The sequence below is a fragment of the Microbacterium sp. MYb64 genome, from assembly GCF_002979495.1.
Taxonomy (GTDB): Bacteria; Actinomycetota; Actinomycetes; order Actinomycetales; family Microbacteriaceae; genus Microbacterium; species Microbacterium azadirachtae_A.
Window position 1 is genome coordinate 1 of sequence record NZ_PCOW01000021.1, and the last position, 24,797, is coordinate 24,797.

Consider the following 24,797-nt stretch of genomic DNA (forward strand, 5'->3'; position numbering starts at 1 on the left):
GGCGTCGGGGGAGGGGGATCCGGTGGGCCCAGTGGCTGGCTCCGGGGATCCGGTTCGGGGCGCACCTGTGCCGTTTGGGGCGCCGTGCGCCGGTGTGGACGGTCGTGACACGCCCCAAAACGTGGGAGTGCGCCCCGAACGTGCCGTGCGACCCGAACGGGCCGAGCCGGCCGTGCTCGGGATCCCCGCCGGCGTGAAGATGTACTCGCCCGTCTTCGCCGTGACCCCGGTCGCGGCGGGCGCCCTCGCGGCGGACTGGCTGGGATCCGGGACTGTGCCGACGGCTGTGCGCGAGGTGCTCGACGTCGACGAGGCCGCGCTCCGCCGCGCCAGGGTGGAGCCGGTGCTCTACGGCAGCCTGCGCGTGCCGCAGCGGCTCGGGCGCACCCAGGCGCGCAAGGCGCCCACACCCGTCACCGAGCAGGAGGCGGTCGCCGCCGCCGCGCGCAGCGCCGTCCGTGCGATGCGGCCGGGCGTGCGATACCTGCTCGGCCCCGGCGGCACCACGGCGCGGATCGCCGCGGAGCTCGGCATCGCGAAGACCCCGCTCGGCGTGGACGTCGTGCTCGACGGACGCCTCGTGGCCGCGGGCGCCGACGAGCGCCGGCTGCTCGCCGAGGTCGCGGCCGGCCCCGCCCAGGCCGTGGTCACCGTGATCGGGGGGCAGGGGTTCCTGCTCGGCCGCGGCAACCAGCAGCTGTCCCCGCGGGTGATCCGCGCGCTCGGGGCGGATCCGCTCCTCGTCGTCGCCCCCGAGCAGAAGCTCGTCGACCTCGGCGGACGTCCGCTCCTCGTCGACACCGGCGATCCCGAGGTCGACGCCTCCCTCGCCGGACACATCCGCGTCATCACCGGCGCCGCAGCCTCCGCGTTCTACGCTGTCGCCGCACCCGAAGCCCTCGTCCCCTGACCCGTACCCGACCCGCAAGGAGCACCCCATGCGTCTGCAGAACAAGACCGCCATCGTCACCGGAGGCGCCGGCGGCATCGGCCGCGCCACGTCCCTCGCCTTCGCGGCCGAGGGCGCCAACGTCGCCGTCGTCGACCTGAACGCGGAGGCCGCAGAGGCTGTCGCGGAGGAGATCCGCGCGGCGGGCGGCTCCGCGGTCGCGATCGGCGCCGACGTCTCCAGCGAGGCCGACATCGAGCGCGTCGTCGCCTCGGTCGTCGACGGCTTCGGAGGCGTGGATGTCGTCTTCAACAACGCCGGCATCATCCGGCGCACCACGGCGGTCGAGACCACGGTCGAGGAATGGGACCGCGTGTTCGGCGTGAACGTGCGCGCGATCTTCCTGATGTGCAAGCACGTCGTGCCGATCATGGCGGCGAACGGCGGCGGATCCATCGTCAACACCGGATCCGGCTGGGGGCTCAAGGGCGGCGGCCAGGCGCTCTCGTACTGCGCGTCGAAGGGCGCGGTCGTGAACATGACCCGTGCGCTCGCGATCGACCACGGCCCGCAGGGCATCCGCGTGAACTCGGTGAACCCGGGCGACGTCGACACCGGCATGCTCCGCGACGAGGCCCGCCAGCTCGGCCAGGATCAGGCCGGCTTCCTCGCCGAGGCCGCGGAGCGCCCGCTGAACCGGATGGGCCAGCCCTCCGAGATCGCGGCGGCCGTCGTCTGGCTCGCGAGCGACGAGTCGTCGTACGTGACCGGATCCGCCCTCGTCGTGGACGGCGGCGGCATCGCCTGAGCCTGCTGCGGCGCGCGGTCCTGCGGGGTGCACGGGATCCTGCCGAGGGCACGGCTCCTCGACGTGAGGAAGCCGTGCACTCGGCATGGGTCCGTGCACTCGGCACTCGGGCTCTCACCCAGCAGGCTCGCGTAAAATCGGGACAATGACCGACGCCCCCTCCGACGCCCCGTCGACGCAGAGCGACCTCAGCGCCACGACAGGCGACGACGCGGTCGGATCCGGCATCGACCCGACCGACCTCGCGACCACCCTCAGGGTGCTCGCGGAGCTTCACGGGCTCGACCAGGACCACCCCGACTTCATCGCCGTCCGCCGGGGGACCTCGGCCATGTTCAAGGCCGCCAAGCGGGTCCGTCGCCGGGAGATCCGCGATGCGATCGCCGAGGCCGACCGCGCTGTCATCGCGGCGACCGCGACGGGTGCTCCGGACCGCATCGACGACGAGACGCGCGGTCTCGACCTCGAGAGCAGCGTGACGGATGCGCCGACCGCCGGCGAGCTGCTGAAGCCCCGCAACTGCTACATCTGCAAGCAGTCGTACACGACGGTCGACGCATTCTACCACCAGCTCTGCCCCGATTGCGCTCGGTTCAGCCGCGGCAAGCGCAACGCCCGCACCGACCTCGCGGGCAAGCGCGCGCTGCTCACCGGAGGGCGCGCCAAGATCGGCATGCACATCGCGCTGCGGCTGCTCCGCGACGGCGCGCACACCACGATCACGACCCGGTTCCCGCGCGACGCGGTGCGCCGGTTCGCGGCGCTCCCGGACTCGGCCGACTGGCTGCACCGGCTCCGCGTCGTCGGCATCGACCTGCGCGACCCCGCCCAGGTGATCGCGCTCGCCGACTCGGTCGCGGCGCAGGGCCCGCTCGACATCCTCATCAACAACGCCGCGCAGACCGTGCGCCGCTCGCCCGGCGCGTACTCGCTGCTCGCCGACGCCGAGCTGCAACCGCTCCCGAACGGGCCGCTGCCAGAGATGGAGACCTTCGGGCACACCGCGGATCCCCACCCCGAGGCGCTGCAGGCGTCGGTCGACGCGCACCCGCTGCTGTCGATCGCGTCGCTCGGCGGCACGATCGCGGAGCGGGGCGGGCAGGCGCTCACCGCCGAGGAGCTGGCCCGGCTCGCGATGGCGCCCGGATCCTCCTCCCTCGCGAAGCATGCGGACGGCACGGCGATCGACGCGGGCGGCCTCGTCCCGGACGTGAACCGCGTGAACAGCTGGGTGCAGAGCGTGGAGCAGGTGGATCCGCTCGAGATGCTCGAGGTGCAGCTCTGCAACACGACGGCGCCGTTCCTGCTCATCAGCCGGTTGCGTCCGGCGATGGCAGCGTCGCCCGCCCGACGCAAGCACATCGTGAACGTCTCGGCGATGGAGGGCCAGTTCTCCCGCCGGTACAAAGGTCCGGGACACCCCCATACGAACATGGCGAAGGCTGCGCTGAACATGCTCACCCGGACGAGCGCCGGCGAGATGCTGGAGACCGACGGGATCCTGATGACCGCCGTCGACACGGGGTGGATCACCGACGAGCGCCCGCATTACACGAAGGTGCGCCTCGCCGAGGAGGGCTTCCACGCCCCGCTCGACCTCGTCGACGGCGCGGCCCGCGTGTACGACCCGATCGTGCGCGGCGAGTCCGGCGAGGACGTCCACGGCGTGTTCCTGAAGGACTACGAGTCCAGCCCCTGGTGAGCGCGGGCCTGTGGCGCCTGCCCCCTCGCTTCGCGCTGCCCTCCCGCGTCGCGCTGCCCTCCTACTTTCGAGTCGTCCCCGTCAGCGGCGCCTATAGCGTCCGCTGATGGGGACGACCGCGAGGTGGAGGGCACGGCGGGGCGCGCCGCGCCGTCTCGGCGGAGGCGGCGTGGCGCCGGGGATCCGCGGCGGTACTCTGAGCGCACCGGGTCGCTGCCAGCGTCCGGCACCGACCGAGGAGGCTGTCATGGTTCCCGAGATCAACTACTGGGCTGTTCTGCTGGCGACCGCATCGAGCATGGTCGTCGGATCCATCTGGTACGCCCGCGGCGTGCTCGGCACCCGCTGGGCCCGCCTTGCGGGGGTCGACCTCGACAATCCCAAGGGCAGCCCGGTCCTCGCCATCATCGCGACCGTGATCGTGAGCTTCCTCACGGCCTGGGTGCTCGCGGGGGCCACGGCGATCGCCTGGCACTTCTACGGCGGATCCTTCTTCCTCTCGGCGCTCGTCACGGCGATCACGCTGTGGATGGGATTCACGGCGGCGCGGTTCATCACGCACGACGCGTTCGAGGGGCGCCCCAGCTCGCTGACCGTGATGAACATCGCGCACGAACTCGTCACGGTCGTGGTGATGGCCGTCCTGATCGGCGTCTGGCCGCCGGCCCTCGGCTGACCACACGGCCGACTCTCGGCTGACCTCACCGTCCGCCGACCTTCGGCTGATCGCACCGCCCGCCTCGGCTGACCGCGCTGCCCTCGGCCGACCGCGCCGCCGGCCCTCGGTTCGGCTCCGCCCTGCTGCCCCCTCTGGTGGCCCGTCCCACTTCGAGTCGTCCCCGTCAGCGGAGCCCATAGCGTCCGCTGATGGGGACGACCGCGAAATGGGGGGGGGAACCGGAGGGGGCGAGGGCAAGCACAGCACCGCTGCGCGAGAGCCGTCAGCGGCGGATCGCGTAGCGGTGCAGGGCGACGCCCTGGTCGTACGAGGCCTGCTCGAGCAGGTCGAGGATCACTGGCGCTCTCGTCTCGCCGGGGCGCGGATCGTCGAACAGCGGGCGGCCGGATCCGAGGATCGCCGGATGCGTGAACAGCAGGAGCTCGTCGAGAAGCCCCGCCTCGAGCAACGCGGTGGCGAGCGTCGCCCCGCCCACGCCGATGCTGCCCTCGGTCTCGGCGCGGACCTCCGCGAGCCGGGATACCGCATCCTCTCCGATGACCCGCGTATGGAACGGAGCCTCGGTGCGGGTGCGCGAGACGAGGATCTTCGGCTTGTCGGTCCAGATCGCGCCGTACTCCTGCATGAACGCGGGCAGCGAGGCGTCGTCGCGCGCGGCGGGCCAGAACGACTCCATGATCTCGAACACGCGCCGGCCCTGCACCATGAGCGCGAGGTCCTCGGCGCGGCGGTTGAACTCGCGATGCAGCGCCTCGTCGATCCGCATCCAGTCGCCGCCGCCCTCGTCACCCGGGGCGGCTTCGATCCGCAGATCGAGGGACACGTTCATCCAGTACACGAACCGGCCGGCCATGCGCCTCTCCCATCGTCGGGGACGCTCTCGACGCTAACCCCGGCCCTCCGCAGGCGCAACGCCCCCTCGTGGTGCCCCTCATCAACAGAGCCGTCCCCGTGAGCGGACGCCATAGGCGCCGCTGACGGGGACGACTCGAAAGTAGGAGACTAGGCGGCGACGCGGGCGATCGCGGCGATCGCGCTCGTGAAGAACGGCAGACCGTCGACGCCGCTGCGCATCGCGGCGGAGGTGTCGGGGCCGAAGCCGGGCTCGGTCGCGTGCTCGGGGTGCGGCATCAGGCCCACGACGTTGCCGCCGGAGTTGGTGAGGCCGGCGATGTCGCGGAGGGATCCGTTCGGGTTCACGCCGGCGTAGCGGAAGGCGACGAGGCCCTCGCCCTCGATGCGGTCGAGCGTCTCGTCGGAGGCGATGTAGCCGCCCTCGGCGTTCTTGAGCGGGATGATGATCTCCTGCCCGCGCGTGAACTCGTGGGTCCAGGCGGTGTCGGCGTTCTCGACCGTGAGCTTCTGGTCGCGGCGCACGAAATGCTGGTGGTCGTTGCGGATCAGGCCGCCGGGCAGCAGGTGCGCCTCGACGAGCATCTGGAAGCCGTTGCAGATCCCGAGGATCGGCATGCCCTTGGCGGCAGCGTCCTTGACCTCGGTCATGATCGGCGAGAGCGCGGCGATCGCGCCGGAGCGCAGGTAGTCGCCGTAGCTGAAGCCGCCGGGCAGGATCACGGCGTCGACGCCGTCGAGGTCGTGCGCCCCGTGCCAGAGCGCGACCGGCTCGGCACCGGCGATGCGCACGGCGCGCTGGGCGTCCCTGTCGTCCAGGGATCCGGGGAAGGTGACGACCCCGATCCGCACCGTCATTCGGCGACCTCGATGCCGACCACGTCCTCGATCACGGAGTTGGAGAGCACCTCTTCGGCGATCCGGCGGGCCTCGGCGAGGACATCGTCGGTGACCTCGCCGTCGACGGTGAGCTCGAAGCGCTTGCCGATGCGGACGTCGCTGAACGCGGTCACGCCGGTGCGGGCGAAAGCTCCGGATACGGCCTTCCCCTGCGGGTCGAGCAGTTCGGACTTGGGCATGACGTCGACGACGATGGTGGGCATTCGAGGCTCCGAAATGTCGCGGGCGGGAGGGCGCGTCCAGTCTACCGTCCGGCGAGAGGCCGGACCGCGGTCAGCTGCGGAACACCGTGTGCACGTCGCCGACGACGTCGCGGCCGCCGAGCCCGTCGATCTCGAAGAGCACGGAGATCCCGGCGACGTGATAGCCGAGCTGCTCGACGATCCTGCGCCCCGCGGCCAGGGTGCCGCCGGTGGCGAGCACGTCGTCGATGAGCAGGACGCGGGATCCCGCGGGCAGGTCGTCGTGCATCTCGATCGTGGCCGTGCCGTACTCCAGCGCGTAGTCCACGGACGCGGCCGGCAGGGGCAGCTTGCCCGCCTTGCGGATCGGCACGAAGCCGGTCCCCGCCTCGATCGCGGCGGCTCCGGCGAGGATGAAGCCGCGCGCCTCGATCCCGGCGACGACGTCGAAGGATCCGCGGAACGGCGCGACGAGCGCCTCGGTCGTCGCCTGCAGCGCTTCGCGGTCCGCCAGCAGCGGCGTGATGTCGCGGAACAGGATGCCCGGCTCCGGGTGGTCCGGGATCGAGCGGATGAGCGATTCGGCACGGACGAGCGCGGGCGAGGAGGTCACCGGTCCAGGGTACGCGGGCAGTCTCGTATGCGTGGTGTGCCGAACTCAGTCGAATCGGGGGTTGCAGATCGCCGAACGGGCTACGCGTGCACGAAGTGACTGAGTTCCACCCGGATCGGCGGGGCTACCGTGCCCGTTGACATCGTGGGAGCGCTCCCATAGCCTGAACCGGACCGCCGGGGAGGCGCTCAAGAAGTCCGAACCTCGCAGCCCGAGCCTCACAGCTCGAGCGTTCGCGAGGAGCACCCCCTCGCGAACCCGCCGCGAATCCACCACCGCGCCGACCCGACGACGCACCAGCGAAGGAGCGCCCTTGAACACGTCCGTCCGCCGATTCCCCGACGGCTTCCTGTTCGGAGCCGCCACCGCTGCCTACCAGATCGAGGGCGCCGCCTTCGAGGACGGCCGCACCGCATCGATCTGGGACGCCTTCGCCCGCGAACCCGGTGCGGTGCTGAACGGCGAGACCGGCGACGTCGCGTGCGACCACTACCACCGGTACGCCGAGGACGTGCGGCTCATGGGCGAGCTGGGCCTGCAGGCCTACCGCTTCTCCACCTCATGGGCGCGCGTGCGGCCGGACGGCGGCGCGGTCAACCCCGCCGGCCTCGCGTTCTACGACCGCCTCGTCGACGAGCTGCTCGCGGGCGGCATCGTGCCCTGGCTCACGCTGTACCACTGGGACCTGCCCCAGGCGCTCGAGGAGAAGGGCGGCTGGACCTCCCGTGACACGGCGGAGCGCTTCGTCGAATACGCGCTCAGCGTGCACGACGCGCTCGGCGACCGGGTGCAGCACTGGACCACGCTCAACGAGCCCTGGTGCTCCTCGTTCCTGTCCTACACCGCGGGCGTGCACGCGCCGGGGCGGGTCGGCATCGAGGACGGCATGCTCGCCGCGCACCACCTGCTGCTCGCGCACGGTCGTACGGTGCGTGCGCTCCGGGAACGGGATCCGCAGCTCGACCTCGGGATCACGCTGAACCTCACGGTCGCCGATCCCGCCGACGCCCGGGATCCCGCCGACGTCGACGCCGCGCGCCGCATCGACGGGCAGTTCAACCGCTGGTTTCTGGACCCTGTGCTCCGCGGCGCGTACCCGGCCGACGTCGTCTCCGACATCCGCGAGGTGGATCCGATCGCCGTGCGCCGCTGGGCCGCCGCGATCCACGAGGGCGACCTCGACACCATCGCCGCGCCGCTGGACTGCCTGGGCGTCAACTACTACCACGGGGAGCTCCTCTCCGGGACGCCGCAGCCGGGCAGCGAGGGCACGCCGCACGACGGCGGCGTCGAGGGAGAGAACGTGCGCCGCACGCGCTCTCCGTTCCCCGCCGCAGATGACGTGCACTGGGTCGAGCGCGGGCTGCCGCGGACGGGCATGGACTGGGAGGTGCAGCCGGAAGGGCTCACCCGGCTGCTGCGCCGGCTCGGCACCGAGTACGCGCCGGGGCTGCCGCTCTACGTGACCGAGAACGGCGCGGCGTACGACGACGAGGTCGAGGGCGCACGCGTGGCCGACCCCGCGACGGGGGTCAGGACGGGCGGGGTCGTGCACGACGCGGAACGGGCCATGTTCCTGCGCGAGCACGTCGCGGCGACCTACGACGCGATCGAGGAGGGCGTCGACGTGCGCGGCTACTTCGCGTGGTCGCTGCTCGACAACTACGAGTGGTCCTGGGGCTACGGCAAGCGGTTCGGGATCGTGCGGGTCGACTACGACACGCAGGAGCGGATCGTGAAGGACTCCGGGCGCGAGTACGCCAGGATCATCGCCGCCCGGGCGGTCTGAGACATGGACGACGGGATCGGGTCGAGCGCCGGGCGCGCCACGATCGAGGAGGTCGCGGCCGCGGCGGGCGTCTCGCGATCGACGGTGTCGCGGGTCGTGAACGGGTCGACCGCGGTGAGCCCGCACGCGCTCGCCGCGGTGCAGGATGCGATCGCGCGCCTCGGCTACGTCCCCAACCGGGCGGCGCGCTCGCTCGCCCTGCGGCAGACGCACGCGATCGCACTCGTCGTGCCGGAGGACACCCGGCGCTTCTTCGGCGACCCCTACTTCGGCGCCGTCGTGGCGGGGATCAGCGACCGGATCGCGCGCTCGGACTACATCCTGAACCTGTTGATCGCGAGCGACGACCCGGGCGGCCGGATGACGGGCTTCGTGCGCAACGGCGGAGTGGACGGCGCGATCATCCTGTCGCACCACAACAGCGACGCCTTCGTGGATCGCATCGTCGAGGCGGTGCCCGTCGTGTTCGGCGGCCGGCGCACGAACGGCGGCGAGGACGACTGGTTCGTGGACGTGGACAACGTCACCGGCGGCCGGCAGGCCGTCCAGCATCTGCGGGACATCGGGCGGCGGAGGATCGCGACCGTGACCGGACCGCTGTCGATGGCGGGCGCCGTGGACCGGCTCGCCGGATTCAGGGAGCGCCTCGCCGAGGACGGGCTGGAGCCGTTCGCCGAGATCGCGGGCGACTACTCCGAGGCCAGCGGGGCGCGGGCGGCGCAGCGGCTGCTGCGGCGCGCCGCCGAACCCGGAGGAGCGCTGCCCGACGCGGTCTTCGCGGCGAGCGACCTCATGGCCCGCGGCGTGCTGCGCACGCTCCGCGGCGCCGGCCTGCGGATCCCCGAGGACGTCGCGATCGTCGGCTTCGACGACTCGCCCGTGGCGCTCTCCACGGATCCGCCGCTCACGACGATCCGCCAGCCCATGCATGCGCAGGGCGAGGCGCTCGCGGGCATGCTGATCGATCGGCTCACCGGGGCCGCGCCTGCGCACCGCACGACGCTCGGCACCGAGCTGGTGGTGCGCGGGTCGGCGTGAGGCGGGTCGGGGCCCGTCGGCCTCGGCTCCGCGAGCCCGGCAGGACCCGACGCATAGCGACTCGACGCATAGCCGATCGGCTGATGCGGAGCGGGCTGCGGCGTTCGTAGGCTGAGCCCATGGAACCGCGGTCGGAGGCGCAGCACGAGGCGCCCCTCGGCGACGGCGTGCGCGGGATCCTCGCTCCGGTGCGATTCGGGCGCGCGCTGCAGATCGTGCTCATCGCGCTGATCGTGGTCAGCGGGATCCGGTACGTGCTCCGACATGGCGAGGGCGAGAACGCGGTGCCGGTCCTCGCCGGCGCCGCCGTACTGGTCGTGGCCGCCGTGTTGCAGGGGCTCGTCCCCCGTCGCGGCGCGTGGCCTGCGACGTGGGCTCTCGTGGTGTGCGTGCTCTGGGCGGCCCTGACGCTCGTGGCCCCGTCGTTCGGATGGTGCGCCGTCCCGCTCGCCTTCGCGGTGCTGCAGATCCTCCCGTTCTGGCCGGCGACCACCGCGATCACGGCGATGACCGCGGTGGTGATCGTCGCGGAGCTGCGCCTGTCCGCGCTGTTCGACCCCACGCTCGTCGCCGGCCCGATCGGGATCGCGTTCGCCACGATCGTCGCCTACCGCGCGCTGGACCGCGAGGCGCGCGCCCGTCAGCAGCTGCTCGACGAACTCACCGCGACGCAGGCCGACCTCTCCGCCGCGCAGCATCGCGCCGGCGCTCTCGCCGAGCGCGCGAGGCTGTCGCGCGAGATCCACGATTCCGTCGGGCAGGACCTGTCCAGCATCAACCTCCTGCTTCAGGCCTCCGAACAGGGCTGGGAGCGTCGTCCCGAGGCCGCAAGGGAGCAGGTGCGCGCGGCTGCCGGCACGGCGCGCTCCGCGCTCGACGAGGTGCGCCGGGTGGTGCGCGACCTCGCCCCCGGCGAGCTCGAGGGCGCTGCTGGATCCCTCCCCGCCGCCCTCGCGCGGGTGGTCGAGGAGGCCGCGGGGCGCGGCATCGACGTGCAGTTCCGCAGCCACGGCACCGCCACCGAGGTGCCGCTGCCGGTGGCGTCGGCCATCATCCGGACCGTGCGCGGGGCGCTCGCGAACGTCGCAGAGCACGCCCGTGCGAGCAGGGCCGTGGTGAGCCTCACCGCGCAGCCCGATGAGCTGCGCCTCGACATCCGCGACGACGGCGTCGGCTTCGACGCCCGGCCCTCCGCGATGTCGGCCAGGGCGGCGCAGCGCCGCGCGACCGGCCGCGGCCAGGGCATCCCGGGGATGGCGGAGCGGATCGCGCAGCTCGGCGGCGAACTGCAGGTCGAGAGCGCCCCGGGGGAGGGCACGACGCTGTCTCTCGTCTTCCCCCTCGGCGAGGACGGATCCGGAGCGGATCCGAAAGGCGAGCGCGGATCCGATCCGGATCCGCAGGAGGAGAGCCGATGACGCTGCGGATCGTGCTCGTGGACGACCACCCCGTGGTCCGGGCGGGCGTCCGCGCGCTGCTCGAGTCGACGGACGACCTCGTGGTCGTCGGGGAGGCGTCGAACGCCTCCGACGCCGTGCGGGCGGTCGAGGCCGAGCGGCCGGATGTCGTGCTCATGGACCTGAGCCTGGGCGACGGCGAGGGCGGGATCGTCGCGACGGGTCGCATCCGCGCGCTGCCGGATCCGCCCGCCGTGCTCGTGCTGACCACCTACGCAAGCGAGTCGGACATCCTGCGCGCCCTCGACGCCGGGGCTGCGGGCTATCTCCTCAAGGACGCGCCGCCGGACCAGCTCTTCGCGGGGATACAGGCGGTCTTCCGGGGTGAGCCGGCACTCGCCCCTTCGGTCGCCGCCGTGCTCATGCGCCGCGCCGCCTCGCCGGAGCCGCGCATGACCGAGCGCGAGGTCGAGGTGCTCGAGCTGCTGGCCGATGGACTCGGCAACCGCGAGCTGGCGAAGACGCTGTTCGTCTCGGAGGCGACCGTGAAGTCGCACCTCTCCCACATCTACGGCAAGCTCGGCGTCGACACCAGGGCCGGGGCTGTGGCCGCCGCGATCGAGCAGCGCATCATCCGGCGCTGACCGCGGCGGGCTCGGGGTGCCGTCTCCACCGCGGACGCCGAAGCGCCCCGCCTCCCTGCCGTGCACAGCGCAGGAGACGGGGCGTCGGTCGCCGATCCCCCCAAGAGATCGGCGCCTGCGGTCAACCCCCTGATCGCAGGATCGCCCCGCCGAACAGCGCGAACGCCGTGATCCCTGCGGACAGGATCACCGCCGCCGATACGCCGGCCACCGCGAGCAGGGACACGCCCTGTCCGCCGAGGCGCTGTCCGCCCAACCCGATCGCCACGCCCTCCGGTCGTTCGATCGGGCCGGTGCTCTCGTCGCGGTACGGGCCCGTGCGCGCCGCGAAGCGTCGGTGCAGCTCTTCGGCGAGCTGCACGGTCCCCTGCATCACGTCCGGTCGGTCGAACCGGGTGCTGCCGGGCAGATACACGTAGGCGCGGTCCTCGACCAGTTCGAGCTCGGCGCCGGCGCCGAGATCCAGGACCCGCGCCATGAGGTCTGGCGTGAAGATGTAGAGGGCGTCGCGCTGATAGCCCTCGGGCACGAGCAGCTGGAAGGTCGACGCGAAGTGCCCCTCGAGGTCCATCCGTGCTCCGCCCAGCCCCAGGGTGGGCACGATGCTGCGGCGCCGGTTGCGCAGCACGATGTGCGGGACCTTCGCGGGCAGCGGCAGCTCGATGAAGGCGAAGGGGCGCTGCACGGTCGCGGCCTCGTCCCGACCGCCGACCGAATGCGCGACGCCCAGCTCGAACGGGATGCGCTCGTCCTCCGAGGCGATCACGCCGCGCTCGATCGAGCGGCGCATGCGGGTGAACGCCGAACCCGGGCGTCGGGTGCCCTGCAGCAGATCCGCATAGGCCCACCCGTTCGCCCACGCGAACATCGCCAGGCGCGCGCGACGGGAGAGGCTCACGGCGTACCAGACGAAGCCGAACGCCCCCAGCACGCCGTAGAAGACGCCGAACACGGCGAGCAGCGGCACCCGCGCGAGCATCCCGATCGAGCCCAGCCACCAGAGCCCGGCCACGATCGCCGCCGTGAGCAGCAGCACCCCGGCGAGCACGGCGAAGAAGCGCCGATGCAGGGGGATGCGCGCCGCACGCTCGTAGGCGAGCAGCGTGCGCATGCCCGGCGGGGTCCGCAGAGCCGAGAGGTCGACCCTGATCGGCTCCGCGGCGCGCGGATCCGTGCTCCTGTGCCCCTCGCTCACCCGACCCGCCAGGGCAGGGAAGCCCACGGCCCGTTGCGCTTCGCGGTGGACGCCGCCTTGAACTCGGACCAGCCGTCGCCGAACTTGTCGAAGGTCTTCTCGCCGATCACGCCGTCGCTCCAGTGCATCACGCGGCCCGTGATGTAGCTCAGGCCGAAGTCGGCCCAGGAGGAGAACGCGGGGCGGCCCTCCTCGTTGATGCGGTGGATGATCGCCCGTGCCTCCGGCACGTCGGCGTGGCCCAGGGCGACGCCCCAGGTCGCGAGCGCGACGGCCTGGCCGAGCGCGTAGCCGTCGAGCGTGCGGACGTAGACGTCGGGCGTGACGATGTCCTTGCCGACGAGCTTGCGCACCTGCGTCTCGACGCCCTCGATCGCCGCGACGAAGGTGCGGGCGTCGCGCTTGTCACCGCCGGCCTCGATGATCGCGGCCGTCCACTCCTTGGACTTCGGCACGCGGCCGAGGCGTCCCGCGAGCTCCGCACGGATGGCGAGGCACGTCACCCACACGTCGCGGCGGCGCCGGACGGTCACGAGCCGCTCGATGCCGGCGAGCCATTCCTCACGGGTCGCGACGCCCCACATCTCGACCAGCCGCTTCTTCTCGCCCGCGCTGAGCGCGGAGGCGGTCGGGTCGTTCCACGGGCCGGACGGCTGGTTGACGATCTGCAGGAAGCCCAGGGCGATCTCGTTCGCCTCGCGGTCGTCGGTCGAGTACGCCTCGGAGGGCTTCACCTTCGCGGCAGGCATGATCCAGACCACCAGGAAGAACAGGACGACCACACCGACGATCACCCACACCCACCACTGGGCGAAGAGCCAGCCGATGAGGCTGCCGAGGTCGTTCAGATCGACGCGGGCGCTGCCGTGCATGAGGGTCCTCCGGTGTGGGGGGGATTTGTAGGTTGAATGAATATTCAGTGATTAATGTAGCGAAAGGATCCGTCACCCGGAAAACGGATCCGGAAGGCACGGCGCATGGCCCGCTCCCCGGAGCAGAACCGCATCGCCCGGGAGCGCTCGCGCGAGAGCCTGCTCGAGGCGGCGATCGACGTCTTCGCCGAGCGCGGGATCGACGGCGCCACGATTGCCGACATCACAGGGCGCGCGGGCGTCGCGCAGGGGCTGGTCAACTACTACTTCGGCGGCAAGGAGCAGCTCGTCCATGCCGTGATCGACCGCTGGTTCGACATGCTGCTCGGCATCGCGCACAGCGGCCCGCCGCCGGTGCCGGGCGGCGCCGGCGAGGCGGACCGGGGCGTTGCGCGGACCGCCGAGGAGCAGATCCCGCCGCCGTCCGCCGCATCGCTTCCCCCCGAGGTGCGGCTCGCGGCCATCATCGACACCGCACTAGGCATGACCGCGGTCGCCCTCCCGCTGCAGCGCGTGGTCGTCGCACTGCAGCAGCAGCCGACCACGCGGGCGCTGTTCGCGGAGGGCGAGCGACGGCACATGGCGGGGGTCGTCGCCGCGGAGGACGCCGTGCGATCGATCTTCCGCGACCGCGGTGACGCGGATCCGGCGCTCGAGGAGATCATGCTCCGCAGCGTGCTCGACGGGATCGTCGGGCAGTGCATCGTCTACGGCGACTCGTATCCGCTCGAGGAGGCGCGCCGCTGGGTGCACCGCCGCTACGGTCTGCCGGAGCCTGCGGCTCTCCTCCCCGGCAGGACGAAGCCCGCGCCGGGCTCGGGATCCGAGCCACGCGCGCGGGCTTCGCGCTGATCAGGGTGCCGATCAGGCGGGGTCGCCGCCCATCGGGCCGACGGCCTCGAGCGGGCGGGGATCGTCCGCCCCCGACTTGCGCAGCCGGGCGATCGCGTTGCCGCCGTGGTAGATCACGATCGCGGCCACGGTCGCGATGACGATGCCGCCGAGCACGAAGCCCGAGTCCTTGATCGCGATCGAGAACCCGCCGACCGCGATGACGAGGGCGACCGCAGCGGTGTACTGGTTCACGGGACGGGAGAAGTCGACGCGGTTGTCGACCCAGATCTTGATGCCGATCACGCCGATGAGGCCGTAGAGCCCGGTCGTGATGCCGCCGAGCACGCCCGGAGGCACCGAGTTGATGATCGCGCCGAACTTCGGCGAGAGGCTGAGCAGGATCGCCGCGATGCCGGCGACCCAGTAGGCCGCGGTCGAGTACACCCTGGTCGACGCCATCACGCCGATGTTCTCGCCGTACGTGGTCGTTCCGGATCCGCCGAAGAAGCCGGCGATCGTGGTCGAGACGCCGTCGGCGATGAGCGCCTTGCCGGTCTGCGCGTTGATCTCCGGATCCTCGACCATGGTCGCGACGCCGCGGACGTGACCGACGTTCTCAGCGATGAGCACGAGCACGACGGGGAGGAACATCGCGATGCCGCTCCACACGCTCGGCGTTCCGAAGTCGGGGAAGTGGAACGTGGGAAGGCCCACCCAGGCCGCCTTGTCGACCGCGGAGAAGTCGAGCTCGCCGCGGAACCCGGCGAAGATGTAGCCCGCGATCACGCCGAGGAAGATCGAGATGCGGCCCAGGAATCCGCGGAACAGCACCGCGAACACGATCGTGATCGCGAGGGTGAAGGTCGCGGTGACGGGCGCCTTGGCGAAGTTGCCGTACGCGGCGCCGGCGAGGTTGAACCCGATCAGTGCGACGATCGTGCCCGCCAGCACGGGCGGCAGGAACCGGTCCACCCACTTCACTCCGGCGACGTGCACGACGACGCCGATGATCGCCAGCAGCACGCCGACCGCGACGATGCCGGCGAGGGCCGCGCCGATCCCGCTGTCGCCGCCCGTCGCGTGGGCGGCCGTGGCGGCGGTCACCGGGGCGATGAACGCGAACGAGGATCCGAGGTAACTGGGCAGCTTGTTGCGCGTGATGAGCAGGAACAGGATCGTGCCCACGCCGCTGAACAGCAGGGTCGTCGGCACCGGGAAGCCGGTGAGGATCGGCACCAGGAAGGTCGCGCCGAACATCGCCACGACGTGCTGCACGCCGATCGCGATCGTGGCGGGCCAGTTCAGGCGCTCATCGGGGCGGACGACGGCGCCGGGTTCGACGGTGCGTCCGTCGCCGTGGATCTTCCACAGGGACATGCGGACTCCTCGGGATCGGGGGAGGGGGCTGGAGAAACCCTATCCTGGGCGTTCCCTGGGAGCTCGCGTCGTGGCGACGGGTCAGCCCGGCCCCGCCGGCCCCGCCGGCCCGGCCGGCCCGGTCAGGCCGTCAGGCGGTCGAGCAGCTCGGCGTAGCGCGCGGCGGTCTCCGTGACCACTTCCTCGGGCAGCACGGGCGGGGTGCCCTGTTTGTCCCAGTGGGCGCTCAGCCAGTCCCGCACGATCTGCTTGTCGAAACTCGCCATCCGCGCGGAGGGGGTGGATCCGGTCCGCCAGGACTCGGCGTCCCAGTATCGGGAGGAGTCGCTGGTCAGCACCTCGTCGGCCAGGCGGAGGACGCCGTCGGCATCGACGCCGAACTCGAACTTCGTGTCGGCGAGGATGAGGCCGCGCTCCTCGGCGACGGCGGCGGCGCGGCGGTAGATCGCGAGCGACAGGTCGCGCAGCTGGGCGGCGCGCTCGGCGCCGACGATCTCTGCGGTGCGCTCGAAGGTGATGTTCTCGTCGTGCTCGCCCATCGGCGCCTTGTACGCGGGCGTGAACAGCGGCTCGGGCAGCCGGTCGCCGTTCTCCAGTCCGTCGGGCAGCGGGATCCCGCAGACGGTGCCGCTCTGCTGGTACTCGAGCCAGCCGGATCCGGTCAGGTAGCCGCGCACCACGCACTCGATCGGCAGCATCTCGAGCGACCGGGCGAGCATCGCGCGATCGGCGACCTCGGCGGGGACGTCGCCGTCCACGAGGTGGTTGGCGATCGGATCCGCGCCCTCCGCGAGCCGGTCGAACCACCAGCGGCTGAGGCCCGTGAGCAGGGCGCCCTTGTGCGGGATCGGCGGCTCGAGCGCGAAGTCGAACGCGCTGACCCGATCGCTCGCGACCACCAGCAGCCGCTTGTCCGCCGGATCCTCCGGAGCGTACAGATCGCGGACCTTGCCGGAGTAGAGGTGACGCCAGCCGGACAGTTCGAGGGGTGTGCTCACGCGTCCATTATCGCGGGCGTGCCGCGGGGTCGGTCACGGAGGCGGCCTGCGATGTCCGAGGCCGGGCCTAGTGTGCTCGGGTGAGCGCCGACATCCCCTTCGAGATCCTGACCGACCGTCTCAGCCTGCGCCGGCCGGAGCCGGGCGACCTGGAGGCCGTCTTCGCCATCTACAGCGATCCCCGCGTCTGGACGCACTTCCCGAGCCTGCGGCCCACCGAGCCGGAACGGGTCGCCGCCATGATCGAGCGCTGGGAGTCCAGCTGGCGGATCCACGGACTCGGATCCTGGATCGTGCGCCTGCGCGAGACCGGCGAGGTCATCGGCAACGGCGGCGGCACGATGCTCGGCGCCGACGCGCCCGACGCCGGGCCCGATGGGCCGGCGCGCGTGTGGAACCTCGGCTACCGCCTCTCCGCGGATCACCACGGCCGCGGGTACGCGACGGAGGTGGCCCGCGCCGCACTCGAGGCCGCGGCGCAAGTCGCCCCCGAAGTCCCGGTCATCGCCTACCTCGTCGAGCACAACCGCGCCTCCGCCGCGGTGGCGGAGAGGGTCGGGCTTCGACTCGTGCACCGCGCTCCGGATCTGGGCAACCCGGATCCGGCCGTCCAGCGCCTCGTCTATGCGGATCGTGCGCTGACGCCCGCCCAGCTCACCGCGGCCCTGCGATGAGGGCGCGAGAAACGCTGGCGTCCGGATCAGGTCCGGCGTATAGTCGTTGACGGACTAGTCCAGATGGACTAGTCGGGATGGAGTGATGGTGAAGGATCCGGCGCTCACCTCTCTAGGGGTGATGGTGCTCGCGCTGCTGAGCGAGGGCGACATGCACCCGTACGAGATGGCGCGGCTGCTGCGCGCCCGTCGTGACGACCGGATCATCCCGATCTCCAACGGAACGCTGTACCACACCGTCTCCCGCCTGCACGGGCAGGGACTGCTCGAGGAGGTCGGCGTCGATCGCGACGGCAACCGCCCTGAGCGGACGACGTACGCGGTCACGCCGGCGGGCGCGGATGCGGTGCGCGAATGGGTGCGCCGAGAACTCGGCGGCAGCCGGCGGCAGACTCCGTTCCGCGTCGCCCTGGCCGAGGCGCACAACCTCGACCGGGACGAGACCGTCGAGCTGCTCACGCAGCGGCTCGCGCTGCTCCGCGAGGAGCTGGCGACGATCTGCGCCTCGCTCGACGGCGCCGGGACCCGAGACGTGCCGGAGCAGTACCTCCTCGAGCCGATCCGGCACCGCCTGATGCTGCAGGCGGAGATCGACTGGCTCGGCACCCTGATCCCCCGGATCTCTTCCCCCGACTTCTCGTGGGGGCCGGATCCGGACCACCTTCTTGCCAAGCGAAAGGCACACCAGAATGGCTGAAACCATCGGTACGTCGACCGGCGCCTACGCCGTCGGCCACAAGCCGAAGAGCCCCTGGCCCGCCCTCTGGGCGCTGGTCATCGGCTTCTTCATGATCCTCGTGGACACCACGATCGTCTCGGTCGCGAACCCTGCCATCAAGGCCGCGCTCGACCCGTCCACGAACAACCTCGACAACGTCGTGTGGGTGACCAGCGCCTACCTGCTCGCCTACGCCGTGCCGCTGCTGATCACCGGACGCCTCGGCGACCGCTTCGGTCCGAAGAACATGTACCTGATCGGCCTGACGATCTTCACGCTGGCCTCGCTCGGCTGCGGCCTGTCCAACTCGCTCGGGATGCTGATCGCGTTCCGGGCCGTGCAGGGCCTCGGCGCCGCGCTGATGACGCCGCAGACCATGGCGGTCATCACGCGCACCTTCCCGGCCGAGCGCCGCGGTGCCGCGATGGGCCTGTGGGGCGCGACGGCGGGTGTCGCCACGCTCGTCGGCCCCCTCGCCGGCGGTCTGCTCGTCGACGCGTTCGGCTGGGAGTGGATCTTCTTCATCAACCTCCCGGTCGGCGTGATCGGCTTCGTGCTCGCCTGGATCCTCGTCCCGCGCCTGAAGACCCACGAGCACCGGTTCGACATGGTCGGCGTCGTGCTCAGCGCGCTCGGCCTGTTCCTCATCGTGTTCGGGCTGCAGGAGGGCCAGCACTACGACTGGGCCGGGTGGATCTGGGCGATGATCGCTGCCGGCGTCGTGGTGATGGCGGTCTTCATCTGGCAGCAGGCGAAGACCCGCAGCGAGCCGCTGGTGCCGCTCGGCCTGTTCCGCGACCGCAACTTCTCGGTCGCGAACTTCGGGATCGCCACGGTCGGGTTCACGGTGACCTCGATGTCGCTGCCGATGATGTTCTTCTACCAGCTCGCCCGCGGTCTCACGCCGACCGAGGCGGCGCTGCTGCTGATCCCGATGGCGGTGCTGTCCGGCGTGCTCGCCCCGATCGCGGGCCGGATCCTCGACCGCGTCGATCCGCGCGTCCTGCTCGTGCCGGGCCTCGGCCTCACGACGGTCGCCCTGATCTGGTACGGGCTGCTGATGAACCCGGACACTCCGATCTGGATGTTCCTGCTGCCCTCGGCGCTCATGGGCATCGGCCAGGCCGGCATGTGGGGGCCGCTGGCCACCACGGCCACGCGCAACCTCGAGCCGCGTCAGGCGGGCGCCGGCGCCGGCATCTACAACACCACCCGGACGATCGGGTCCGTGCTCGGCTCGGCTGCGATCGCCGCGCTCATGCAGGGCCGCCTGGAGGCGAACCTTCCGGGGGCCGCAAGCCAGGGCGGCGACTTCGGCGCGGGCAAGCTGCCCGACTTCGTGGTGGCGGGGTTCTCCTCCGCCATGGCGCAGTCGATGATCCTGCCCGCCGCCGTCCTGCTCGTCGGCGTGATCGGGGTCCTGTTCATGCAGCGTCCGGCGCACCTCGTGAAGAGGTGACCCGGCGCGCCTGCTGACGCGGTGCTCCTGCTGGCGCGGGTGTCCCGCCGACGCGGCGCTCTTCTCGTCGGCGCCCCCTCTGAGCATCGACACCCCCTCGTGTGGACGTCCATACGAGGGGGTGTCGATACGGCGAGGGGGCGTCGACGTTCGCGGGTGCGGCGCGTCCCGGCCCCGAGTGCGTTCCCGGGCCGAGTGCGCTCCCGGCCCGAGCTACTGCGCGACGCGCGCGGCGATGTCGGTGCGGTGGTGCGCGCCGTCGAGGCGGATCCGGCCGAGCGCCTCGTAAGCCCGGGCGCGGGCGTCGGCGAAGTCGGATCCGGTCGCGACCACGTTCAGCACGCGGCCGCCGGTCGCGATGAGGTTGCCGCCTGGTGCGTCGGGGCCGGCGGTCGCCGCGTGCACGACGCTGACGCCGTCGACGGCCGCGGCCTCGGCCAGGCCCTCGATCGGGCGGCCGGTCTGCGGCGCCTCGGGGTAGCCCTCGCTCGCGAGCACCACGGTGATCGCGACATCGTCGCGGAACTCCGGCTGCGGCTGGTCCTCGAGCGTGCCCGTGGCGGCCGCGAGCAGCAACTGCGACAGCGGGGTGCGCAGACGCGGCAGCACCACCTGGGTCTCCGGGTCGCCGAAGCGCGCGTTGAACTCGATCACGCGCACGCCGTTCGGCGTGAGGATGAGGCCGGCGTAGAGCAGGCCGATGAACGGCGTGCCTTCGGCGTCGAGCTGCTTCACGACGGGGAGGGCCACGGTGCGGGTGACCTCCTCGACGAAAGCCGCCTCGCTGCCGAACTGCTCGTCGAGCCAGGGCAGCGGCGAGTAGGCGCCCATGCCGCCGGTGTTCGGCCCCTCGTCGCCGTCGAAGGCGCGCTTGAAGTCCTGCGCGGGGCTCAGCGCACGGACGGTGTCGCCGTCGCTGAGGAAGAACAGCGAGACCTCGGGGCCCGTGAGGAACTCCTCGATGAGCACGGGGCCGTGCGGAAGGTAGTGCTCGGCGTGGGCGAGCGCGGCGGCGCGGTCGGGGGTGACGATGACGCCCTTGCCCGCGGCGAGTCCGTCGGCCTTGACCACGTACGGGGCGCCGAGGTCGTCGAACGCGGCCTCGACCTCGGCCGCGGTCGCCGCGCGCACGGCGCGGCCGGTCGGCACCGAGGCCGCCTCCATGATCCGCTTCGCGAACGCCTTGGATCCCTCCAGCTGCGCCGCGGCGCGGCCGGGCCCGAAGACCGGGATCCCGTGCGCGCGCACCACGTCGGCGACGCCGGCGACGAGCGGCGCCTCCGGGCCGATGACGACGAGGTCGACGCCGTGCTCGTCGGCGAACGCGCGGACGGCCGCGCCGTCCATCGGATCCACCTCGACCAGCGTCGCGTCCTGCGCGATCCCGGCGTTGCCGGGGGCGCAGAGGATCTCGTGGCCCTTCCGCTCGGCGCGCAGGGCGAGGATGATCGCGTGCTCACGGGCACCGGAACCGAGGACGAGGATCTTCACCCCGTCAGCCTACCGAGCGGGCGCCCGCCGATGACGGTCGTGAAGCCGTGCGGCCGTCACACCTCGAGGCGGATGGGGCGCTCGTCGGCGCGGCCCCACGGCAGGGTCCAGCCGGCGGCCTCGAAGACGCCGTCGAGCACCATCGCCGTGAAGCCCCACACGATCGTGCCGTCGACGTCGAAGGCGGGGCCCCGGAAGGTCTGCCCCATCCGGGTGAGCGTCGAGGTGAACCGGGTCGCCGGATCCAGCAGTGTCGCGACAGGCACGCGGAACACCTGCACGGTCTCGGCGTGATCCACCGCGACCACCCGCGAGGGTTCGCGCCACCAGCCCAGCACCGGGGTGACGAGGTGGTTGCTGGCGGCGAGGGGGATCTCCGGGAGCGTCGCGAGGATCTCGACGCCGGCCGGATCCAGCCCGGTCTCCTCCTGCGCCTCGCGGAGGGCCGTCGCGGCGGGATCTGGATCCTCATCCTCCCGGCGGCCGCCCGGGAACGAGACCTGGCCCGGATGCGAGGAGAGCGTCGCGGCACGGCGCTGCAACAGCACGTCGAGATCGGCGGGCACCGTGACCGCAGCCGCGTCCGACGGCTCGTCGTCGAGGCGGCCGAACAAGATCAGCACGGACGCGGCGTGCGCGTCGTCGTCGACCCCGGGGAAGCGGCCGAGACCGAGCGCGCCCTTCGCCGCCGCTGCGAGCAGGTCGGAGCGCGCCCCGGCGGTGTCCGTGGCGGGTGTCTCGGCGGAGGAAGTCATCGTGCCGAGCCTATGCCCGTGGTGCCTAGCATGGACCTATGGCGAGCAGGATCGACACGACGGAGGGGCGCGCGGCGCTCGACGCCGCCCGTGCGGCGCTCGCCGCCGGCAGGAAGCCCGCCCGCTCCGACTACGCCACGGCCGTGCGCTATCTGCTGCAGCTGCTGGACGAGAAGGCGCCGGGCAACAGCGTCGAGGTGCGCGTGCCGCCGTTCGGCGCCGTGCAGGTGGTGCAGGGTCCGCGGCACACTCGCGGCACCCCGCCGAACGTCGTCGAGCTGGATCCGGCCACGTGGATCGCGGTCGCGACCGGATCCGAGACCTGGGCGTCCGCGCTCGATGCGGGTCGGATCCACGCCTCCGGCACCCGTGCGGATCTCACCGAGCTGCTGCCGTTGCGCCCGTGATCGCGCGGTGGGGTCGCTCTCGCGCGGACCACCCCACAGGTGCGCGTGGGACAATGGACGCATGAGCACGCCGCAGCCGGACCGCACGCCCGAGATCGTCGAGGCGCGCGTCCGTCGTGCGCCGCGCTGGGGCGTCTTCCTCGGCATCGGTGTGGGTGTGGGTGTGGTCCTCGCGTTCGTGCTGACGGTGTTCGGCAACTTCGACGCATCGGAGGCGACGCAGGTCGCCTACCCGTTCGGGCAGGTGTTCGGCTTCCTGCTGCTGTGGACGGTTCCCGTCGGCGTCGCCCTGCTCGGCGTCCTCGCGCTCATCCTCGAGCGCGCCGCCCGTCACAGCGAGCGCGTGGTGCGCGTCGACCGCGAGACCGTCGCGGAGTAGCCCGCCGGGGCCCCACTGCGCCCTGGCGCCGAAGACCGGATCCTGGCCCGGCCGGTTTTGGGGCGCGCCTCCACGTCTTGGGGCGCGCCAGACCCCGTTCGGCGGCGCCAGCGCGCCCCAAACCGTGAGATCACGCCCCGAACGGTCCGGGTCGGTTTTGGGGCGAACCTCCACGTTTTGGGGCGCGCCAGACCCCGTTCGGCGGCGCTAGCGCGCCCCAAACCGTCAGTTCACGCCCCAAACCGGCGCCGGATCCGCAGCGAGGCTGCCCGCACCCGAACGGCTCCGCTCACGCCACTTCGGCGATGACGGGGCGGATCGCGCTGTCGAAGTCCACGGGGTCGTGCCGGAGGCTGTCGGTCACGGCGATGCTGAACGCCCCGATGCGCCAGATCCCGCGCTGCGCGAGCGGCAGGACGTGCACGTTGAGCTCGAAGGAGTGCGCACGGCGTCCGGTGTCGCGCTCGAACTCCGCGAGCGCGGCGGCGTAGGCGCGGTACGGATCGCCCGTGCCGGAGACGGAGCGCGAGTAGCGCTGCTGCGCCTCGTTCGCGTAGCGCACCACCTCGGAGGCGAGCGGCGCGATCGCCGCGCGCAGTCGCTCCGCACCCACGGCCGGGAGCGCGACGATCGTGTCGAAGCCGTCGATGAGCTCGAGCGGAGACCGGGACGGATGCGTCTCCGGTTCCACGGTCATGTCCCAGTACGCCCGCCATTGCCGCTCGAGCGCGTCGTCGACCCCGCCGTCGTCGAAGGCGCGCAGCGGGTGGTCCCTCAACGTGGGCAGCTCTGCCGGGATCCGGATCCCCAGTCGCTGGCGCAGCGCGAGCGCGATGAGCACCGGGATCCCGGCCTCCTCGCGCACCAGCCACTGCGGCTTGTCGACCATGCGCCCATCGTACGGATTTCCGGGCCGCGCGGGGCCTGTTTGCGGGTCACGATCGCGGACGCGGATCCCGGGCGCGGCTCCGCCTCCGCGAGCGCGTACCGGCGGGCGACCGCACAGCCGCCCGCCGGTAGGATTGTCGGGTGTCCTCCCGCACCTATGCTGAGGCCGGCGTCGATACGGCAGCCGGCGATCGAGCCGTCGAACTCATGAAGTCCGCCGTCCGTGCCACGCACGGACCAGAGGTTCTCGGCGGGGTCGGCGGATTCGCCGGTCTCTTCGACGCCTCCGCCCTGCTCGGCTATCGCCGACCGCTGCTCGCGTCGAGCACCGACGGCGTCGGCACCAAGGTCGCGATCGCGCAGGCGATCGACAAGCACGACACGATCGGGCACGACCTGGTCGGCATGGTCGTGGACGACATCGTCGTGGTCGGCGCGAAGCCGCTGTTCATGACGGACTACATCGCCTGCGGCAAGGTCTTCCCCGAGCGCATCGCCGACATCGTGCGCGGCATCGCCGAGGCCTGCGAGCTCACCGGCACCGCCCTCGTCGGCGGCGAGACGGCCGAGCACCCCGGGCTGCTGGGCGTCGACGACTACGACGTCGCGGGCGCCGCGACCGGAATCGTCGAGGCGGACCGGATCCTCGGATCCGAGCGCGTGCAGGACGGCGACGTCGTCCTCGCCCTCGCCTCGAGCGGCCTGCACTCGAACGGCTACTCGCTCGTGCGGCACATCCTCGCGAAGGCCGGGATCGGCTACGGCGACCGCGCCGTCGACCTGGGCGCCACGTGGGGCGAGGCCCTGCTGACCCCGACCCGCCTGTACACGACGCCGCTGCTCGGCATCGCCGAGCAGTTCGACGGCGCCGTGCACTCCCTCAGCCACGTCACCGGCGGCGGCATCGCGGCCAACCTCGCACGCGTCCTGCCGCTGGGGTCCTGGGCCGAGGTCGACCGCTCCACGTGGTCGCCCGCTCCGGTGTTCCGTGTGCTGAGCGACCTGGCCGGCTCGACGCTGGAGTCGAGCGAGGGCACCTGGAACCTCGGCATCGGCTTCCTCGCGGTCGTCGACGCCTCCTCCGCCACCGCGATCGCCGAGGCGCTCACGGCCGGCGGCATCGACACCTGGCAGGTCGGGACGGTGCGGCTCGACGCCGTGGCCGCGCGCCCGGCCGGCGATTTCGAACAGGGCGCCAAGGGCGTCGACGGCGGTGCCGTGCGCCTGGTCGGCGCCTACGCGGACGGAGCGAACTGA

General features: G+C 72.2%; 26 protein-coding genes. 15 read left to right on the top strand and 11 right to left on the bottom strand.

Annotated elements, in window-relative coordinates:
* Positions 1 to 127 precede the first annotated feature (127 nt).
* The 4 genes from CQ044_RS15730 (at position 128) to CQ044_RS15745 (ending at position 4,075) form a co-directional block, all read left to right on the top strand.
* Positions 128 to 910, top strand: a complete 783-nt coding sequence (locus CQ044_RS15730) for an ATP-NAD kinase family protein (protein ID WP_181158343.1) — start codon at positions 128 to 130, stop codon at positions 908 to 910.
* Between the two features lie 28 nt (positions 911 to 938).
* Positions 939 to 1,697 (top strand): SDR family NAD(P)-dependent oxidoreductase, encoded by a 759-nt coding sequence (locus tag CQ044_RS15735; RefSeq protein WP_105689333.1) that lies wholly within the window; start codon positions 939 to 941, stop codon positions 1,695 to 1,697.
* A 145-nt stretch (positions 1,698 to 1,842) separates the two neighbouring features.
* The gene (locus CQ044_RS15740) at positions 1,843 to 3,399 is read left to right on the top strand and encodes an SDR family oxidoreductase (RefSeq protein ID WP_258133340.1); all 1,557 of its coding nucleotides are present in this window, start codon (positions 1,843 to 1,845) and stop codon (positions 3,397 to 3,399) included.
* A gap of 247 nt (positions 3,400 to 3,646) precedes the next feature.
* Positions 3,647 to 4,075: a DUF1761 domain-containing protein gene (locus CQ044_RS15745; RefSeq protein ID WP_045271777.1), complete on the top strand. Its 429-nt coding sequence runs from the start codon at positions 3,647 to 3,649 to the stop codon at positions 4,073 to 4,075.
* A 265-nt stretch (positions 4,076 to 4,340) separates the two neighbouring features.
* On the opposite strand, the gene CQ044_RS15750 is transcribed toward CQ044_RS15745, so the two are convergent.
* The 4 genes from CQ044_RS15750 to CQ044_RS15765 all read right to left on the bottom strand — a co-directional run bounded on the left by CQ044_RS15750 (position 4,341) and on the right by CQ044_RS15765 (position 6,625).
* Complete coding sequence (locus CQ044_RS15750; protein WP_105689334.1) at positions 4,341 to 4,931, bottom strand: dihydrofolate reductase family protein; 591 nt, start codon at positions 4,929 to 4,931, stop codon at positions 4,341 to 4,343.
* Between the two features lie 149 nt (positions 4,932 to 5,080).
* Positions 5,081 to 5,788, bottom strand: coding sequence for a phosphoribosylformylglycinamidine synthase subunit PurQ (gene purQ, locus CQ044_RS15755; protein ID WP_105689335.1), 708 nt, complete (start codon positions 5,786 to 5,788; stop codon positions 5,081 to 5,083).
* On the bottom strand, positions 5,785 to 6,033 hold the full coding sequence (gene purS / locus CQ044_RS15760; protein ID WP_045271780.1) for a phosphoribosylformylglycinamidine synthase subunit PurS: 249 nt from the start codon (positions 6,031 to 6,033) through the stop codon (positions 5,785 to 5,787). Before purS ends, purQ begins: the two co-directional genes overlap by 4 nt.
* Before the next feature lie 70 nt (positions 6,034 to 6,103).
* The gene (locus CQ044_RS15765; protein WP_105689336.1) at positions 6,104 to 6,625 is read right to left on the bottom strand and encodes an adenine phosphoribosyltransferase; all 522 of its coding nucleotides are present in this window, start codon (positions 6,623 to 6,625) and stop codon (positions 6,104 to 6,106) included.
* Between the two features lie 313 nt (positions 6,626 to 6,938).
* Between CQ044_RS15765 and CQ044_RS15770 the strand changes: the two genes are divergently transcribed.
* The 4 genes from CQ044_RS15770 (at position 6,939) to CQ044_RS15785 (ending at position 11,493) form a co-directional block, all read left to right on the top strand.
* Positions 6,939 to 8,414 carry a glycoside hydrolase family 1 protein gene (locus tag CQ044_RS15770; RefSeq protein ID WP_105689337.1) on the top strand — a complete coding sequence of 492 codons (1,476 nt, stop codon included), beginning with the start codon at positions 6,939 to 6,941 and terminating at the stop codon, positions 8,412 to 8,414.
* 3 nt (positions 8,415 to 8,417) lie between these two features.
* Complete coding sequence (locus CQ044_RS15775) at positions 8,418 to 9,452, top strand: LacI family DNA-binding transcriptional regulator (RefSeq protein ID WP_105689338.1); 1,035 nt, start codon at positions 8,418 to 8,420, stop codon at positions 9,450 to 9,452.
* A 119-nt stretch (positions 9,453 to 9,571) separates the two neighbouring features.
* Positions 9,572 to 10,870, top strand: coding sequence for a sensor histidine kinase (locus tag CQ044_RS15780; RefSeq protein ID WP_219844980.1), 1,299 nt, complete (start codon positions 9,572 to 9,574; stop codon positions 10,868 to 10,870).
* On the top strand, positions 10,867 to 11,493 hold the full coding sequence (locus tag CQ044_RS15785) for a response regulator transcription factor (protein WP_105689339.1): 627 nt from the start codon (positions 10,867 to 10,869) through the stop codon (positions 11,491 to 11,493). Before CQ044_RS15780 ends, CQ044_RS15785 begins: the two co-directional genes overlap by 4 nt.
* 121 nt (positions 11,494 to 11,614) lie before the next feature.
* On the opposite strand, the gene CQ044_RS15790 is transcribed toward CQ044_RS15785, so the two are convergent.
* The gene (locus CQ044_RS15790) at positions 11,615 to 12,688 is read right to left on the bottom strand and encodes a hypothetical protein (RefSeq protein ID WP_146116808.1); all 1,074 of its coding nucleotides are present in this window, start codon (positions 12,686 to 12,688) and stop codon (positions 11,615 to 11,617) included.
* Positions 12,685 to 13,560 carry a DUF1266 domain-containing protein gene (locus CQ044_RS15795; protein ID WP_105689341.1) on the bottom strand — a complete coding sequence of 292 codons (876 nt, stop codon included), beginning with the start codon at positions 13,558 to 13,560 and terminating at the stop codon, positions 12,685 to 12,687. The genes CQ044_RS15790 and CQ044_RS15795 overlap by 4 nt, the downstream gene beginning before the upstream one ends.
* 105 nt (positions 13,561 to 13,665) lie before the next feature.
* Here CQ044_RS15795 and CQ044_RS15800 point away from each other — a divergent pair, with 105 nt between their 5' ends.
* The gene (locus tag CQ044_RS15800; RefSeq protein ID WP_105689342.1) at positions 13,666 to 14,412 is read left to right on the top strand and encodes a TetR/AcrR family transcriptional regulator; all 747 of its coding nucleotides are present in this window, start codon (positions 13,666 to 13,668) and stop codon (positions 14,410 to 14,412) included.
* 12 nt (positions 14,413 to 14,424) lie between these two features.
* Here the strand turns inward: CQ044_RS15800 and CQ044_RS15805 are convergent, their stop codons facing one another.
* Positions 14,425 to 15,771 carry a uracil-xanthine permease family protein gene (locus CQ044_RS15805; protein ID WP_105689343.1) on the bottom strand — a complete coding sequence of 449 codons (1,347 nt, stop codon included), beginning with the start codon at positions 15,769 to 15,771 and terminating at the stop codon, positions 14,425 to 14,427.
* A 122-nt stretch (positions 15,772 to 15,893) separates the two neighbouring features.
* Positions 15,894 to 16,769: a phosphoribosylaminoimidazolesuccinocarboxamide synthase gene (locus CQ044_RS15810; RefSeq protein WP_105689344.1), complete on the bottom strand. Its 876-nt coding sequence runs from the start codon at positions 16,767 to 16,769 to the stop codon at positions 15,894 to 15,896.
* Between the two features lie 80 nt (positions 16,770 to 16,849).
* On the opposite strand from CQ044_RS15810, the gene CQ044_RS15815 reads away from it, so the two are divergent.
* From CQ044_RS15815 to CQ044_RS15825, 3 genes are all read left to right on the top strand, one after another.
* A complete protein-coding gene (locus CQ044_RS15815) occupies positions 16,850 to 17,443 on the top strand; it encodes a GNAT family N-acetyltransferase (RefSeq protein WP_258133341.1) in 594 nt (197 codons plus the stop codon).
* Positions 17,444 to 17,528: 85 nt separating this feature from the next.
* Positions 17,529 to 18,140 (top strand): PadR family transcriptional regulator, encoded by a 612-nt coding sequence (locus CQ044_RS15820; protein ID WP_105689345.1) that lies wholly within the window; start codon positions 17,529 to 17,531, stop codon positions 18,138 to 18,140.
* Complete coding sequence (locus tag CQ044_RS15825) at positions 18,133 to 19,620, top strand: DHA2 family efflux MFS transporter permease subunit (protein WP_105689346.1); 1,488 nt, start codon at positions 18,133 to 18,135, stop codon at positions 19,618 to 19,620. Before CQ044_RS15820 ends, CQ044_RS15825 begins: the two co-directional genes overlap by 8 nt.
* A gap of 213 nt (positions 19,621 to 19,833) precedes the next feature.
* Here the strand turns inward: CQ044_RS15825 and purD are convergent, their stop codons facing one another.
* Positions 19,834 to 21,111, bottom strand: a complete 1,278-nt coding sequence (purD, locus tag CQ044_RS15830) for a phosphoribosylamine--glycine ligase (protein ID WP_105689347.1) — start codon at positions 21,109 to 21,111, stop codon at positions 19,834 to 19,836.
* Positions 21,112 to 21,167: 56 nt separating this feature from the next.
* Positions 21,168 to 21,866 carry a CoA pyrophosphatase gene (locus CQ044_RS15835; protein ID WP_105689348.1) on the bottom strand — a complete coding sequence of 233 codons (699 nt, stop codon included), beginning with the start codon at positions 21,864 to 21,866 and terminating at the stop codon, positions 21,168 to 21,170.
* A gap of 38 nt (positions 21,867 to 21,904) precedes the next feature.
* Between CQ044_RS15835 and CQ044_RS15840 the strand changes: the two genes are divergently transcribed.
* Together CQ044_RS15840 and CQ044_RS15845 are read left to right on the top strand one after the other, a co-directional pair.
* A complete protein-coding gene (locus CQ044_RS15840) occupies positions 21,905 to 22,273 on the top strand; it encodes a sterol carrier family protein (RefSeq protein WP_105689349.1) in 369 nt (122 codons plus the stop codon).
* A 61-nt stretch (positions 22,274 to 22,334) separates the two neighbouring features.
* Positions 22,335 to 22,652 (top strand): potassium transporter Trk, encoded by a 318-nt coding sequence (locus tag CQ044_RS15845; RefSeq protein ID WP_105689350.1) that lies wholly within the window; start codon positions 22,335 to 22,337, stop codon positions 22,650 to 22,652.
* 289 nt (positions 22,653 to 22,941) lie between these two features.
* On the opposite strand, the gene CQ044_RS15850 is transcribed toward CQ044_RS15845, so the two are convergent.
* Complete coding sequence (locus CQ044_RS15850; protein WP_045271797.1) at positions 22,942 to 23,541, bottom strand: hypothetical protein; 600 nt, start codon at positions 23,539 to 23,541, stop codon at positions 22,942 to 22,944.
* Between the two features lie 140 nt (positions 23,542 to 23,681).
* Here CQ044_RS15850 and purM point away from each other — a divergent pair, with 140 nt between their 5' ends.
* The gene (gene purM, locus CQ044_RS15855) at positions 23,682 to 24,797 is read left to right on the top strand and encodes a phosphoribosylformylglycinamidine cyclo-ligase (RefSeq protein ID WP_105689351.1); all 1,116 of its coding nucleotides are present in this window, start codon (positions 23,682 to 23,684) and stop codon (positions 24,795 to 24,797) included.

What these genes read in the sequence shown, in the direction of transcription:
- CQ044_RS15735 (WP_105689333.1), top strand. Translation starts at nt 939, where the DNA reads ATGCGTCTGCAGAACAAGACCGCCATCGTCACCGGAGGCGCCGGCGGC.
- CQ044_RS15740 (WP_258133340.1), top strand. Translation starts at nt 1,843, where the DNA reads ATGACCGACGCCCCCTCCGACGCCCCGTCGACGCAGAGCGACCTCAGC.
- CQ044_RS15745 (WP_045271777.1), top strand. Translation starts at nt 3,647, where the DNA reads ATGGTTCCCGAGATCAACTACTGGGCTGTTCTGCTGGCGACCGCATCG.
- CQ044_RS15750 (WP_105689334.1), bottom strand. Translation starts at nt 4,931, where the DNA reads ATGGCCGGCCGGTTCGTGTACTGGATGAACGTGTCCCTCGATCTGCGG.
- purQ (WP_105689335.1), bottom strand. Translation starts at nt 5,788, where the DNA reads ATGACGGTGCGGATCGGGGTCGTCACCTTCCCCGGATCCCTGGACGAC.
- purS (WP_045271780.1), bottom strand. Translation starts at nt 6,033, where the DNA reads ATGCCCACCATCGTCGTCGACGTCATGCCCAAGTCCGAACTGCTCGAC.
- CQ044_RS15775 (WP_105689338.1), top strand. Translation starts at nt 8,418, where the DNA reads ATGGACGACGGGATCGGGTCGAGCGCCGGGCGCGCCACGATCGAGGAG.
- CQ044_RS15780 (WP_219844980.1), top strand. Translation starts at nt 9,572, where the DNA reads ATGGAACCGCGGTCGGAGGCGCAGCACGAGGCGCCCCTCGGCGACGGC.
- CQ044_RS15785 (WP_105689339.1), top strand. Translation starts at nt 10,867, where the DNA reads ATGACGCTGCGGATCGTGCTCGTGGACGACCACCCCGTGGTCCGGGCG.
- CQ044_RS15795 (WP_105689341.1), bottom strand. Translation starts at nt 13,560, where the DNA reads ATGCACGGCAGCGCCCGCGTCGATCTGAACGACCTCGGCAGCCTCATC.
- CQ044_RS15800 (WP_105689342.1), top strand. Translation starts at nt 13,666, where the DNA reads ATGGCCCGCTCCCCGGAGCAGAACCGCATCGCCCGGGAGCGCTCGCGC.
- CQ044_RS15805 (WP_105689343.1), bottom strand. Translation starts at nt 15,771, where the DNA reads ATGTCCCTGTGGAAGATCCACGGCGACGGACGCACCGTCGAACCCGGC.
- CQ044_RS15820 (WP_105689345.1), top strand. Translation starts at nt 17,529, where the DNA reads ATGGTGAAGGATCCGGCGCTCACCTCTCTAGGGGTGATGGTGCTCGCG.
- CQ044_RS15825 (WP_105689346.1), top strand. Translation starts at nt 18,133, where the DNA reads ATGGCTGAAACCATCGGTACGTCGACCGGCGCCTACGCCGTCGGCCAC.
- CQ044_RS15835 (WP_105689348.1), bottom strand. Translation starts at nt 21,866, where the DNA reads ATGACTTCCTCCGCCGAGACACCCGCCACGGACACCGCCGGGGCGCGC.
- CQ044_RS15840 (WP_105689349.1), top strand. Translation starts at nt 21,905, where the DNA reads ATGGCGAGCAGGATCGACACGACGGAGGGGCGCGCGGCGCTCGACGCC.
- CQ044_RS15845 (WP_105689350.1), top strand. Translation starts at nt 22,335, where the DNA reads ATGAGCACGCCGCAGCCGGACCGCACGCCCGAGATCGTCGAGGCGCGC.
- CQ044_RS15850 (WP_045271797.1), bottom strand. Translation starts at nt 23,541, where the DNA reads ATGGTCGACAAGCCGCAGTGGCTGGTGCGCGAGGAGGCCGGGATCCCG.